The organism is Vibrio sp. (assembly GCF_047973365.1).
In the GTDB taxonomy this organism is placed as follows: domain Bacteria; phylum Pseudomonadota; class Gammaproteobacteria; order Enterobacterales; family Vibrionaceae; genus Vibrio.
In genome coordinates this window covers 33,565-47,682 of the sequence record NZ_JBKEBW010000110.1, presented here as the reverse complement: position 1 = coordinate 47,682, position 14,118 = coordinate 33,565, and the positions used below count along the sequence as shown (strand labels likewise).

Genomic DNA, 14,118 nt, shown 5'->3' with positions numbered 1-14,118 from the left:
GGTGATTTCTGCAAGGCTCACTTGTCCTTCCAGATAAAAATGCTCTTGACCGCCGACGTGCATATCGCTGTCTATGGCGATATCCGCATTATCAAACACGCTCTGTTCAATGTGTTTGCCCATTTGGTGCGAAGGGAGCAGATCACTGGCGTTTTCGTGGCTTAGCACAACTTCTTCTTGTTGGTATTCAACAGAAGCCAAACGTGTGGCTTTCCATGCTTGGTCGTGAGAGGTTGCCAATACTAGCGCGATAGGCTGACCGAAATAACGAATTTCATTGTCCAAAGCCAGCAGTGGGTCGCCTTTGAAAATAGTACCAATGTCTTTTTCACCGGGAATCGCATCCGCTGTAAAGACTTTCACCACACCTTCGGCATTCTCAACAGAAGAAAGATCCAAGTTAATAATTTTGCCTTTGGCAATCGATGAGATGACAACCGCAGCATGAAGGCAGTTTCTAGGAATTACATAATCATCAACAAACAGGGCTTCGCCACTGACTTGTTTATCGGCACTTTCATGTTTGTGCGGTTTGCCGACAATCTCAGTGACAAGTTGTTGAGCAGGAGTTTGTTTATCAACAGCAGTTTGTTTAAAAACGGAAGTTAACTTACGCATGTTGCACCAACCTTGTTTCAACTTGCTGTGATTCTAGGTAAAAGCGTTGCAGCAGGTTTTGTACCAGCTTTACCCGATACTCCGCAGAGCCGCGAACGTCACTTAACGGATGAATCACCTGAGTAACCTTTTGACGTGCTTTGTTCACGATAGGTTGGGTGAGTGAATGACCAACAAAGACTTCTTCCAGTTCAAATAAACGTACAGATTTAGCGGCCACACCGCCTGCTGAAATAATGCAGCTCTTAACGCGTTTGTCTGAACCGATTGTCATGTTGATAGCCAGAGTGACCGTTGCGATGTCGTCCTCGTAACGCTTACTCACTTTGTAGATTGCGTGGTGCTGGTTAGGTGCCAAATGTGGTAGATGAATCGCGCTGATCCACTGATTTGGTTTGATCAACGTTTCACGATAGCCAGTAATATAGTCTTCAGGTGCATACAGGGTTTTGGTTGCGCCATCATCGAGTTCAATTTTGCCCTGAAGACTCATCAATAGCGGTGCAATATCACCAATAGGGGATGCGTGACCAAGACTGCCACCCAATGTTGCTCGGTGGCGAATGGTTAAACTTCCTAAACGTTCTATAACTTCATCCGTTGTTGGGAAGTGCTTTTTCATAAATTCATGAACAATGTTCATCGGCACTGCTGCGCCGACACGCCAGCCTGAGGTGGTTTCGGTAATACCAAGCAGGTCGTCAACGTGTGAAATATCAATCAGTTCGGGAATAGATTTCAGTTGTTGCGTGACTTCCAGCGACAAATCAGTACCGCCAGCGATCAGTTTTGCATTCGGATGTTCAGCACGTGCCTTTGCCAGAGCTTTACGAGTGATTGGCTTGATATATTGTGCACTTTCGAGAGGCTGAACAGATTTCATCCATTCTTTTACGCTTTCGACTTCAGCGCTAAGTGGGTCTTCAATTTCAGTGGTTGCAATGGTATTGGCGGCTTCAATCAGCGGGCCGTAACCGGTACAACGACATAAGTTACCAGCTAAGAAATCGGCAGGATGTTGTGGTTTTTCGGTCTGTTTGGATAAAGCATAAAGAGACATGACAAAACCCGGTGTGCAGAAGCCACATTGAGTGCCGTGTTTATCTACCACTATTTGTTGAACAGGGTGGAGTTGGTTGCCCTGTTCCAGGTGTTCTACCGTAACGACCTGCTTGCCATGCAGTGAGTGGATTGGCGTGATACAGGCGTTTATTTGGCGATAATTGACGTTATCACCATCTAAGCTGACTAAAACGACAGTACAAGCTCCGCAGTCTCCGCTTGCGCATCCCTCTTTAGAGCCTGTCATTTGTTTCTGTTCGCGTAGGTAGTTCAATAGCATGGTATCGGCTTTAACAGACTCCACTTTGACCACTTCGCTATTAATCATTAGCTCTAACATAACTTCCTCTCTTCCTTGCTAATTGTAGCTTGAGCCTTACTTTCTGCGCTTCCTTGCTTCAATGAGTACGGGTTTTTGTTATTAAACTTGTCCAACTGGTCAACTATTTGGTTAAAAAAAGACTCGCGCATCTTGAGCGGATACGCGAGTCGGGCTTTATTAGTTAGGAATTTTTGCGTCGATACCTTCAACGTACCACATTACTGCTGCCAACTCTTGGTCAGTTAACGAATGACCCGCAGCGATCACTTCTTTACCTTGGTTGTCTTTCATTGGACCCGTAAATGGAACGATTTCGCCAGAGATGATTTTTGCTTCAGTTGTAGAAATAGCAGTCTTGATCTCTTCAGGAAGACTAGGATTGATAGATACGATTTGTAGCAATTCGTCTTTTAAACCACCCCAGTAATCTTCAGATTTCCAAGTGCCATCCATAACGGCTTGCACGCTCTTGATGTAGTGTGGTGCCCAGTGGTCACGTACAGAGAACATGTGTGCTTTAGGAGCAAAGTGGCTCATATCTGATGCTTGACCGATACCCATCATGCCGCGTTTTTCAGCTGCGATAAGTGGTGCTGGGCTGTCAGTATGTTGAAGAATAATGTCTGCGCCTTGATCCATAAGCGCGTTTGCAGCATCCGATTCTTTACCTGGATCGTACCAAGTGTTCACCCAAACGATTTTTAGTTTGATATCTGGGTTTACGCTTTTCGCGCCAAGATAAACCGCGTTGATATCACGAATAACTTCAGGGATTGGGAACGTAGCAATGTAGCCAAGCGTGTTTGTTTTTGTTGCCATACCCGCTGCAACACCCGATACATAACGACCTTCGTAGGTACGAAGTGCGTAAGTACCTAGGTTTTTATCCATTTTGTAGCCTGTGGCGTGTTCAAACGTTACTTTAGGAAAACGTTTTGCAGCTTTCGCTGTTGGGTTCATAAAACCGAATGAGGTAGTGAAGATAACTTCATTGCCTGACTTAGCGAGCTGAGTGATAACACGTTCAGCATCTGCGCCTTCCGGTACGTTTTCCACGAATGTAGTTTGCACTTTGCCGTTGAAGTGTTTTTCCATTTCCAGACGGCCCTGGTCGTGCTCATAGCTCCAACCGTGGTCACCAACAGGCCCCACATATACAAAACCGACTTTCATCGGACCTTCCGCAAGGGTGGAAGTTGAAAATACTGCAGACACTGAAAGTGCTGCAACCGTCATCCACTGATTTATTTTCATGAAACTCTCCATTTTAAAGATATCGCCATTTTTAAGATAGCTATTTGGTTGTGCTATGTTTTCTGGTAAAAGATTTGTGATAATGATTTGTTAGCAAAAAGTTGACCAACTGGTCGTGTTTTAAATAAAAACTTTTCAATGCTCTCGTAAGCATTGTGCACAAAGGAGTTAGCTAAATTGTATACATTGAGTATAGACGTTGACGTGAAAGTGACTTTAAGTGAACGTTTTACAATGGTGCTTTGTTGTATACAAAATGCACCATTTTGATGCGTAGTTAGCAGAGGCATAAAGCCCGCGAAAGCGGGCTGAGTGAAACTGCTGTTATTGACGTTTAGGTGCTATTGACGTTTCGGGTCGAACGGTTTGCCTAAACTCATTGGAGTTGCCAATTTCTGGCGTAGCTCATTCGAGCTCAGTAAAACCATGACAACGACCGTTGCTACATAAGGGGTCATCGCGAGCAGGTTAGGAGAGATGTCGATTCCTGCTCCCTGCATCATCAAATGCATGATGGAGGTAAAACCGAACAAGTATGCGCCTAACAGCAGATAACCAATGCGCCACGAAGCGAACACAACCAAAGCCAGTGCGATCCAACCACGCCCTGCGGTCATGTTTTCCATCCACATCGGTGTATACGATAACGACATGTAAGCACCCGCAAGACCGGCGAAAGCACCACCGAGTAATGTGACCATGTAACGCACTTTGATCACTTTGATACCCAGTGCGTTTGCAGAGTGCGGGTTTTCGCCCACAGCGCGAATCACCAGACCAATACGCGTTTTATGCAGTATCCACCAAGAACTGCCAACAAGGGCGAAACTTGCGTAAACCAGAATGTCGTGGTTAAACAGCAGCGGACCTAAGAATGGAATATCACTGAGTAAGGGAATCGCGATTGGCTTAAACCCTTGAATGGTGCTGCCCACTAAGCTGCCGCCTAAGAAGGCACTAAGCCCGGTACCGAAGATGGTGAGAGCCAAACCGGTTGCAACCTGATTTGAACTAAGCGACAGCGTTAATACACAAAACAACCACGCCATCATCATGCCTGCAAACATGGCAACCAACACACCAACTAGCAAGCTCCCTGATACCATAGCGCCGGCAAAACCTGCCATTGCGCCCATCAACATCATGCCTTCCTGACCAAGATTTAACACCCCTGTTTTTTCGCAGATCAGTTCGCCTAAAGCGATGATCAGCAGTGGGGTTCCTGTTTTAAGCGCCGCGATACACAGCGCCTGAATTAGCATTGCATCCATTATGCGGCTCCTTTCTCTTTAACTAGTGAACCAGCGGTTTTCTTGCTTAAAGAACGACTCGGCACGAATCGGTAGTAGATTAAAAAATCACAAGCTAATAAGAAGAACAGCAAAGTACCTTGGAACAAGCCAGTGACGGCAGTCGGTAAATTCAGTTCGATTTGAGCGAGGTCACTTCCCATATAAAGGGCACCCATGAACAGCGCTGCAATAATGACACCTATCGGGTTTAAGCGACCAAGATAAGCAACGATAATGGCAGCATAGCCGTATCCCAGAGATACCGAAGGAACAAGTTGACCAATGGGTCCCATAACCTCCGCTGCGCCTGCAAATCCTACCATTGCTCCGGAGAAAAGCATCACGCCCCACACCAATTTGTTTTCGGAAAATCCTGCGTATTTTGCCGCGGTACGTTCTGAACCCATGACGCGAAGTTTAAACCCTGGAACTGTTTTGAATAACATTAACCCTGCTGCAATAGCCACAACCACCGCAAGCACAATCGACATCGTTGCGCGACCTGATTCAATGATTGGCGCCATAATCACCGCATCAGCAAACATCGCAGATTCAGGGAAACCAAATCCTGAAGGATCGCGTAGCGGACCATGTACCGCCCAAAGCAAAGTGTACAAAGCAATGTAATTAAGCATGATGGTGGTTAGAATAATGTTGGTATGAAAGCGGCGGTTCAACCAAGTTGGAATACCAGCCCATAGCGCACCTGCGATAACACCTGCGCCAACGGTCAACAGGAAAGAGCCAAAGCCAGAATCATCGGTCGCCGTGATTGCCACCGCACTGCTGGCAACCGCACCAATCAATAATTGGCCTTCAGCACCAATGTTCCACATGTTTGCTCGGTAACATAGTGCCAAACCGATTGCACACAACATCAGTGGTGCGGACTTCACTAATAGTTCGCCTAAGTTGTAGCTGTCGGAAAATGGCATCAGGACGAATACTTGGAAGGCTTTGATTGGGTCAACATTTAACCAGGAAAACATCAGGCTGGATACCGCCATAGTTAGCGCGACAGCAATGAATGGAGAAAGCCAAGACATCAGCTTAGAGCTTTCTAAACGAGGTTGAACCTTAAGCATTTGCTACCTCCCCATGAGAAACGAAACCACCGGCTATCCATTCGCCAATTTGATCGATAGAGGTATTGCTGGTTTTAACTGCGTCTGACACTTGTCCTTCATAAATGGCAGCTAAACGGTCACATAAAATAAACAGTTCGTCGATATCTTCAGAGACAACCAGAACCGCTGTGCCAGCATCACGCAATGCGATGAGCTGACGGTGAATCGCGCTGGCTGCACCGATATCTACGCCCCATGTTGGATGGGCACAGATGAGAACTTTGGGCTGTTGAGCGACTTCGCGCCCGATAATAAACTTCTGTAAGTTACCGCCTGAAAGACTCTTCGCTTGAGAGTTTTCATTGCGGCATTTCACTTGGTTATGGCTAATGAGCTGCTGAGCCAATTGTTTCAGTTTAGGGAAGTTAATCACCCCACGAGAGCTGAGTGCACGAGAATGAGTGAGTAGGGTGTTTTCTTGCAAACTCATTTCAGGTACTGCGCCTTGACCAAGGCGGTTTGCCGGAACATAGGCAAGACCCAGTTCGCGACGTCTACCTGCGTCCCAATCACCGATGTTGATATCTTGCCATTGAATACTTTCGGCGTTGCTACGCGTGTCTTCACCACTGAGTACCGCAAGCAAATCTTCCTGACCGTTACCAGCAACACCTGCGAGACCGAAGATTTCGCCAGCGCGGAGTTGCAGATTTATTTTCTCTAGACCACAACCGAAAGGGTGAGAAGGAGAGAGTGTCAGATTGTTTGTTTGCAGAATGACATCGCTGGTTTCCGTTTTCGGATAGCTTTCCGATAGCTGAGTTTCATCACCCACCATCATTCGCGCAATCGAGTTTGGCGTCTCTTGGCTTGGATCACATTCCCCGATGACTTTACCGCCACGTAAAATCACTGCGCGATGGCATAAAGAGGTGACTTCTTTCAGTTTGTGACTGATGAATAAAATAGCGCAACCTTCGTTTGAAAGTTGGTTCAGTACTTCAAACAAGCCTTCAATTTCTTGTGGAGCAAGCACAGAAGTGGGTTCGTCAAGGATCAAAAGTTTTACGTTTTGAATTAGACAGCGAAGAATTTCTACACGCTGTCTCTCTCCGATACTTAGACTGTGTACATATCGGTCGGGCTCAACGTGCAGTTTGTATTGCTCACTCTTGTCGATGATGAGTTTACGTAAATCGGCAACTGAAGCGAGAAATTCCTTATCTAAACCCAGTTGAATGTTTTCCAATACCGTCAGTGTTTCGAATACGGAAAAGTGTTGAAATACCATGCCGATACCCATGGTTCTTGCTTGGTTGGGCGAGCTGATTGTGACTTCGTGATTATTCCACATAATAGCCCCTTCACTAGGGTTATTTACGCCATAAATCATTTTTACCAGCGTTGATTTTCCTGCGCCGTTTTCCCCTAACAGAGCTAGGATCTCCCCTTGATGGAGTTTTAAATTCACTTTGTTATTCGCCACGACGCCGGGGAAAAACTTACTGATGTTCCACAGCTCGAGTAGTGGTGTGTCCATGTTGAGCAGATTCCTTTCTAATCAATTTACGGCTATTTTTGTTTAATTATTTATTCCTGGTCTGAATCTGGAAAAGCCAAATGCAAAAACTTGACCAAGTGTTCAATATCAATAGGCGAAAGGCTTGACGTTAAGCATTTGTCATTGCAGCGCACTAATATGGTGCTTGATGTTGAAGTTGGTGCAAAAAATAGGCACTTGACAACACAAGCTTACTCATTGATTACTTTAAATATAGTCCCAAATTAAAAGGAGTTGTTTTGGATAACGAACTTGCTCAGCACAAGCGATCAATTTCAGGCGAAATACGTCGTCGCAATGAAACCTTGATTCTTCAAGCTGCTGCTGATGAATTTGTCAAACACGGGTATAAAGGTACTTCGGTTCAGGCGATCGCAGATAGAGTCAATTTGCCCAAAGCCAATATTCTGTATTATTTCAAGTCGAAAACCGGGTTGTACAAAGCCTTATTACAAGACATTTTAAATTTATGGAATGAAGGTTTCTCCGAAGATGCCGCCAATATGCCGCCAGAAACGGTACTGAGGAACTACATTGTTGGCAAAATGCGCTACAGCCGCACTCATCCGCAGGAGTCCAAGATCTTTGCACAAGAGATCATCCAAGGGGCTCCCATCATTCGCGATGAGATCCAGTTCCCTGTGGTCGACTGGGCGACAGGGAAATCTTCAGTGATTCGCACATGGATTGATAAAGAATTGATTCGTCCGGTTGAACCACTCTACCTGCTGTTTTTGATTTGGAGCTCAACACAGTTTTATTCAGATTTCGATACAGAGATCCAGTTGATAAAAGGTTCTCCCATGTCAGCAGATGAGTTCGAAGATGCGCAAGATTTTTTGGTAAACATCATAGTTCGTGGTTTAGCGGTAACAACGTCATAGGGCAGTGAGAGAAAATTTGAGTCATCAACTGTTCGTCAATGACAGGTCAAGCTCTAGCTTTGAAGTTAGACCTTTTGGGGCGTTTGATAGAGAGTCTCCGGTTGACGTTATGTGAATCAAATCATTTTTTTTTCTATATCAGAAATTATCTACGTATTTTGTATTCTTGTACTTACATAAATCCGAGCTAGATATAGCATACTCAACCATTAGCACTGCTCCTGCTTCGTCTCTTTGTAATAAACATTTTCTTCGAATTAATGTAATTGGTTGCTATAAGCATGTCAGAGCAGGATGACTTCGGTTTACTCTCATTATAAGGCATTAACCCTATGAATTTTTGGGGATTGAATATGACAATAAGAAAAAGCTTTTTACTGATTAATTCATTGCTTTTTATAACATTATTTGTTGGTGGCAGCCTTATTATAAGCAAAAATCTTGCAATACAATCAAGCTCGCAACATATCGAACAGAAAGTGATTCCCGTGCTTAATCGTGCTCATGAATTGAAGCTAGCTGTTGTACAAGTACAGCAATGGTTGACTGATATTAGTGCAACACAAGGGAAAGATGGTCTCGATGATGGTTTTGACGAAGCGGAATATAATGCTCAACGTTTTAAAACATTAATTACTGAGCTTAAAAACTTAGGCTCAGAAAATTCAGCTAATTATGATTCAATGTTACCTATTTTTGATGCCTATTACCGTGATGGTCAGAAAATGGCTCATGCTTATATTGAGCAAGGACCTAAAGGTGGCAATGTCATTATGGGAGAGTTTGATCAAACTGCTGCTAAGATGAGTGAAGCTGTGGATGATTTTTTACTAGAAATAGAAAGTCGTTCTCATGACGAATTGGTTAAACTTAATGATGCGTCATCTGCTGTGACTTACAGTAGCGCAACCGTGTTTTTGATATTTTTCTTAGTCGTTGTTGCTTTGTATTTTGCTGTTTCTTATATGCTTACCGCACTAGGAGGTATATCAAAAGTCATTGCGATCATTGCTAAAGGAGATCTTTCTTCTCCGCTTGATTGTAACAAAGGTGGCGAGATCGGTGAGCTTTACTTGAATGTAGAACAAATGAGATGCTCATTAAACAATATGATTTCTAAAATGAATTTAGCTGCGTTAGATTTGAAGAAAGAAGCGCAAATTCTCGCTGAGAACGCTCATCAAGCAAATAATAATATCCAATTACAACAACAAGATGTTGTACATGTCATGACGGCTATTGAGCAAATGACAAGCTCAACGCTAGATATGGCAAAAAGTACTCATTATGTCGCTGAAGAGTCAGAAAATGCAGCGAAAAAAAGTAAAGAAGGTGTGGCAATACTTGAGCAGAATCTGTTGTCAATAAAAGAACTAACTTCATCGGTTAACGAGACAACCAATAACGTACAAATTTTGCAGGGAAATAGTAACAAAATCGACAGTGTTTTAACGGTTATTCAAGATATTACTGAACAGACAAACCTATTAGCTCTTAATGCTGCGATAGAAGCGGCGAGAGCGGGCGAGGCTGGTCGCGGTTTTGCTGTCGTTGCTGATGAGGTGAGAAAATTAGCAAAACGAACGCAAGATTCTGCTTTAGAAATTCAAACGATGACAAGCGCAATTAAGAATTCTGCATATGCTGTTCATCAAGCAATGAGTATCAGTACTCAAAGAGCGGGAACAACAAGCAATCTTTCTGAAAATACTCAGCAGGTGTTTGATGAAATATCGACGCTTATTGCCAACATTGATGAGCAAATATCTTTAATTGAACGGAGTTCTGAAGAACAGACTCAAGTCTTTGATGGTATAAATAAAGAAGTAATCCATATTAATGAAATATCAATAGACAATGCAGAAAACTCAGAACAACTATTACAAATAAGTCAAAAAGTCGCGAAATCTGCACAAGTGATAAGCGAGTTTGGACAATTATTTAAAATCTAGTTGAAATTCTGGCTTAAAAACTTTATGGACGAACCTTTTTAAATAAAACCCTTCGGACAACCAATACCTGTGTCTTAGTCACAAATAGATCAGGCATTGTTCTTTTGGTTCTTCCCCCTCAGATGAGGGGGAGTTTTCTGATCACATTTTTATCTATGGTATTAGAATACCTTACAAGCAAAACCTTTTAGGTAGAAACCTTCGGGATAAGCGGTATCTGTTGGGTGGTCTGCGGCTTGCTCAAAACGTTCTACGAATTTCACATCACGCCCCGCATCTAATGCAGCGTCTGCAATGATTTTTTGGAACAGTGCTTGATCCATCAAACCAGAACAAGAATAAGTCAATAGCGTGCCACCCGGTTTTAAGATTTGCATCGCTAGCATGTTGATGTCTTTATAGCCACGACATGCACCCGTCAACTGCGCTTTAGACTCGGCAAATTTTGGTGGATCCATGATGACCACATCAAACTTAGTGCTTTGATCTCGGTATTCGCGTAATAGCTTGAATACGTCAGCGTTTAAGAAAACTGCACGCTTTTTAGAAATATCAAACTCATTCAATTCAGCATTAAATTTAGCAGTATCAAGTGCTGGTTGAGAAACATCCGCATTAATAACGCGTTTTGCTCCGCCTTTAAGCGCGTATAAGCCAAATCCGCCTGTGTATGAGAAGCAGTTCAAGACCTCTTTATCTTTTACATACTTCATTGATTGTAAGCGGCTGTCACGTTGGTCAAGATAAAAACCGGTTTTGTGTCCGTTGACGATATCAACATTGATTTTGATACCATTCTCTGCAATAACCACAGATTTCGGTGGAAGCTGGCCGTGAAGCACACCGACACGCTCTTGCAAACCTTCTTTTTTACGTACAGCAACGTCAGAGCGCTCGTAAATGTGGCAGTCAGGGAAACAGGTGTTCAATGCTTTTACCAGAGCCTCTTTTTGGTATTCTGCACCAGCACTTAAAAGCTGACAAACTAGGTAGTTATCGTATTTGTCGATAGTAATGCCGGGGAGGCCGTCAGATTCCGCAGCAATTAAGCGATAACCGGTTAAGCCGTCACGCTCGATAAAATCATCACGTAGCATTTGAGCTTGTTGAATACGCTTAACGAAAAACGCACTATCAATGTCTTCTTTGTCGAAACTCCAAACGCGAGCACGAATTTGTGAATGAGGAGAGTACGCTGCTTTGGCTAGCCACTGACCGTCGTTTGCATAAACATCTACAGTTTCGCCTAACGTTGGTTCACCTTCGATGCGTTGAATACCACGAGAAAATACCCATGGATGTTTACGACGTAATGATTTATCGCGGCCTTTGACCAAATAGATTGCAGAAGTCATTGCTCTACTCTGAAGAATGATAGAAAAGGTCGAGTATTGTCGTGGAACTGAGCATGAAAAGCAACTCGACTTATTGTGTTCATAATTAAGTGATACTCATCAACCTATAAACAGGCAAATTTTTAGAAACTAAGATCATTATCCAATAGTGAGTCCTTGTTAAAACAATAGGCTAACTATTGGCTATGCTTTATAGGAATCGAAAACTGGGGATGAATTCGTATGGTAGCAAAGTGTGAAAAATTTATTGTTTCTGGGGTAGTGCAGGGCGTAGGTTTCCGTTATCACACCTCTCATCAGGGTCTAAAACTGGGTTTAACAGGATACGCCAAAAACCTTAATAATGGTGATGTCGAAGTCATAGCATGTGGCTCAAACGAGCGCGTCGATGAGTTTTATGAGTGGTTAAAAGCAGGACCAAGAACGGCATCGGTTGAGAAGATTGTGCGTACAACCTGCACCACCGATAAAAGCTACCGCGGGTTTGAAATTCTGTAAACCTTGCTCTTCCATAAAGGCTCACAGAATTTTCTATAGATAAGCAAAGGTCTATAAGCATTTAGCTGGTTTTGGCAAACCTGCTAATTTAGTCGCTTGTTTTGCCGGCCCTTTAGGGAACAGTTTAAACAGATACTTGCTGTTGCCTTTTTCTGCTCCGTGTTCTTTTTCCATCGCTTTTACAAGCATGCGGATCGCTGGGGATGTGTTGAACTCTTCATAGAATTTGCGCACAAAAAGTACCACTTCAATATGCGCTTCCGTCAGGTTAATGCCTTCTTGTTCCGCCAAAATATCCATCATACCTTCAACCCATAGTGCTGAATCTAATAGATAGCCTTGAGCGTCAGTTTCAATTGTGTTGCCGTTGTATTCAAACATTGTGTTTAACAGTGAGTAGCTTAAATAATTGCGCATAGGGTAGCGAAGGGATTCATTTTGCTCAAGAAGAAAAAAAGCCCGAGAAAATTTCTCGGGCCCTTCATTCAATCAATTTGAAGACTGATTAGTCGTCATTCATGATGCCTAGGATGCTTAGCAGGCTGATGAACAAGTTATAGATTGAAACATATAGTGTGATGGTCGCTGAGATGTAGTTTGTTTCTCCACCACGAACAATTTGTTGAGTAGTCAGCAAGATTGCACCAGTTGAAAACAGAACAAACAGGCCGCTCATCGCCATATATAGCATTGGCATTTGCAGGAAGATATTTGCAACCATACCTACTAGTAGAACAACAAAACCAGCTAACAGCATGCCATTTAGGAATGATAGGTCACGTTTAGTTGTCAGGGCGTATGCAGATGCACCCATGAAAGCCAGTGCAGTACCGCCTAGTGCAGTTAGCACAACATCACCCATACCAGCACCAACATACATGTTAAGAATTGGACCGATGGTGTAGCCAAGGAAACCGGTAAACAGGAATGTGAATACTAGCCCCATGCTGTTATTACGGTTCTTTTCAGTCAGAAATAGTAAGCCGTAGAAGCCAACTAGCATAATGATAAGACCCGGACGTGGTAGATTCATTGCCATTGAAACACCAGCAACCACCGCTGACCATAGAAGCGTCAGCGAAAGCAGTGCATAAGTGTTTCTTAGCACTTTGTTGGTTTGTAGAGCACCGTCATAAGACGATGTGCGAGAATACATTGGAGTGTTCATACTTTTACTCTTCCTCATTGAAAGGTGTTTCTTATTTATATAGACATTAATGAGGCCAATAGTTCCATTTTTCAAGCCTCTGCCTAGGTTGTTACTAAAAATAATAAACAAAAACGGGCGAAATAAGCGTGACAAGTTGTAACACAATATTTCCGTTCATCTAAGTTTATATCTGTTTCAATACTAACACTAATTTACTGTTGTTGATGTCGGGAATGGATGAATTAAACCATTAGTTACAAAACAAAATGAACACACTGAAAACAAAAGAGGCAAATCGCCTCTTTAAGTATTACCAGTGATCCTTTAAGCAATTAATGATGAAGGATCTGCGCCAGGAAGTTTTGTGTGCGATCGGACTGAGGATTTTCGAAGAAATCTTTTGGGTTGTTCTCTTCGATGATTTCACCGGCGTCCATAAAGATCACTCGGTCTGCGACTTCTTTGGCAAAACCCATTTCGTGAGTAACACAAAGCATAGTCATACCTTCGCCTGCAAGCTCAACCATGACATCCAGTACTTCACGAACCATCTCGGGATCTAGTGCCGAAGTTGGTTCGTCAAACAGCATGACTTGTGGGTTCATACATAAAGAGCGAGCAATCGCCACGCGTTGTTGCTGACCACCAGAAAGTTGGCCGGGGTATTTGTCTGCCTGATCTGGAATTTTAACGCGTTTTAAAAACTTCATAGCGATCGCTTCTGCTTCCTCTTTAGGCATCTTCTTAACCCAAATTGGCGCAAGCGTGCAGTTCTCCAAAACGGTCAGATGAGGGAAGAGATTGAAGTGTTGGAAACACATACCGACCTCACGGCGAACTGCCTCAATGTTTTTTAAGTCTTCAGTTAGCTCGGTACCTGCTACTAGAATCTGACCTTTTTGGTGTTCTTCTAGGTGGTTGATACAGCGAATCATAGTTGATTTTCCTGAACCCGAAGGCCCACAAATAACGATTTTTTCGCCTTTTTTAACATCTAGATTAATGTTCTTTAGTACGTGAAATTCACCGTACCACTTGTTCATGTCCTTAATTTGAATCATGAAATCTTCTGCAGTTTGTTGCGTCATAATACGTTCCCTGAA

12 protein-coding genes and 1 pseudogene are annotated in these 14,118 nt (G+C 43.3%); 3 read left to right on the top strand and 10 right to left on the bottom strand.

Annotated elements, in window-relative coordinates; translation table 11 throughout:
- The 6 genes and pseudogenes from ACK5MF_RS14235 to ACK5MF_RS14210 all read right to left on the bottom strand — a co-directional run.
- Positions 1 to 618, bottom strand: a pseudogene (locus ACK5MF_RS14235) (xanthine dehydrogenase molybdopterin binding subunit); the annotation flags it as partial.
- Positions 611 to 2,020, bottom strand: a complete 1,410-nt coding sequence (gene xdhA / locus ACK5MF_RS14230) for a xanthine dehydrogenase small subunit (RefSeq protein WP_416923260.1) — start codon at positions 2,018 to 2,020, stop codon at positions 611 to 613. The gene xdhA and the pseudogene ACK5MF_RS14235, both read right to left, overlap by 8 nt.
- Before the next feature lie 159 nt (positions 2,021 to 2,179).
- Complete coding sequence (locus ACK5MF_RS14225) at positions 2,180 to 3,256, bottom strand: BMP family ABC transporter substrate-binding protein (RefSeq protein ID WP_416923259.1); 1,077 nt, start codon at positions 3,254 to 3,256, stop codon at positions 2,180 to 2,182.
- Between the two features lie 341 nt (positions 3,257 to 3,597).
- Positions 3,598 to 4,527, bottom strand: a complete 930-nt coding sequence (locus ACK5MF_RS14220) for an ABC transporter permease (protein WP_416923258.1) — start codon at positions 4,525 to 4,527, stop codon at positions 3,598 to 3,600.
- Positions 4,527 to 5,633: an ABC transporter permease gene (locus ACK5MF_RS14215; RefSeq protein WP_416923257.1), complete on the bottom strand. Its 1,107-nt coding sequence runs from the start codon at positions 5,631 to 5,633 to the stop codon at positions 4,527 to 4,529. The genes ACK5MF_RS14220 and ACK5MF_RS14215 overlap by 1 nt, the downstream gene beginning before the upstream one ends.
- Complete coding sequence (locus ACK5MF_RS14210) at positions 5,626 to 7,155, bottom strand: ABC transporter ATP-binding protein (protein WP_416923256.1); 1,530 nt, start codon at positions 7,153 to 7,155, stop codon at positions 5,626 to 5,628. Before ACK5MF_RS14210 ends, ACK5MF_RS14215 begins: the two co-directional genes overlap by 8 nt.
- A 260-nt stretch (positions 7,156 to 7,415) precedes the next feature.
- On the opposite strand from ACK5MF_RS14210, the gene ACK5MF_RS14205 reads away from it, so the two are divergent.
- The gene (locus ACK5MF_RS14205; RefSeq protein WP_416923255.1) at positions 7,416 to 8,060 is read left to right on the top strand and encodes a TetR family transcriptional regulator C-terminal domain-containing protein; all 645 of its coding nucleotides are present in this window, start codon (positions 7,416 to 7,418) and stop codon (positions 8,058 to 8,060) included.
- Positions 8,061 to 8,392: 332 nt separating this feature from the next.
- Entirely contained in the window at positions 8,393 to 10,012 is a 1,620-nt protein-coding gene (locus ACK5MF_RS14200; protein WP_416923254.1) for a methyl-accepting chemotaxis protein, read from the top strand.
- Between the two features lie 161 nt (positions 10,013 to 10,173).
- Here the strand turns inward: ACK5MF_RS14200 and ACK5MF_RS14195 are convergent, their stop codons facing one another.
- The gene (locus ACK5MF_RS14195; RefSeq protein ID WP_416923253.1) at positions 10,174 to 11,367 is read right to left on the bottom strand and encodes a class I SAM-dependent methyltransferase; all 1,194 of its coding nucleotides are present in this window, start codon (positions 11,365 to 11,367) and stop codon (positions 10,174 to 10,176) included.
- Positions 11,368 to 11,589: 222 nt separating this feature from the next.
- Here ACK5MF_RS14195 and yccX point away from each other — a divergent pair, with 222 nt between their 5' ends.
- On the top strand, positions 11,590 to 11,865 hold the full coding sequence (gene yccX, locus ACK5MF_RS14190; protein WP_416923252.1) for an acylphosphatase: 276 nt from the start codon (positions 11,590 to 11,592) through the stop codon (positions 11,863 to 11,865).
- A gap of 51 nt (positions 11,866 to 11,916) precedes the next feature.
- On the opposite strand, the gene ACK5MF_RS14185 is transcribed toward yccX, so the two are convergent.
- From ACK5MF_RS14185 to ACK5MF_RS14175, 3 genes are all read right to left on the bottom strand, one after another.
- Positions 11,917 to 12,246, bottom strand: a complete 330-nt coding sequence (locus ACK5MF_RS14185; protein WP_416923251.1) for a TusE/DsrC/DsvC family sulfur relay protein — start codon at positions 12,244 to 12,246, stop codon at positions 11,917 to 11,919.
- 124 nt (positions 12,247 to 12,370) lie between these two features.
- On the bottom strand, positions 12,371 to 13,033 hold the full coding sequence (locus tag ACK5MF_RS14180) for a Bax inhibitor-1/YccA family protein (protein WP_416923250.1): 663 nt from the start codon (positions 13,031 to 13,033) through the stop codon (positions 12,371 to 12,373).
- 314 nt (positions 13,034 to 13,347) lie between these two features.
- Positions 13,348 to 14,103: an amino acid ABC transporter ATP-binding protein gene (locus ACK5MF_RS14175; protein ID WP_416923249.1), complete on the bottom strand. Its 756-nt coding sequence runs from the start codon at positions 14,101 to 14,103 to the stop codon at positions 13,348 to 13,350.
- Positions 14,104 to 14,118: the final 15 nt, after the last annotated feature.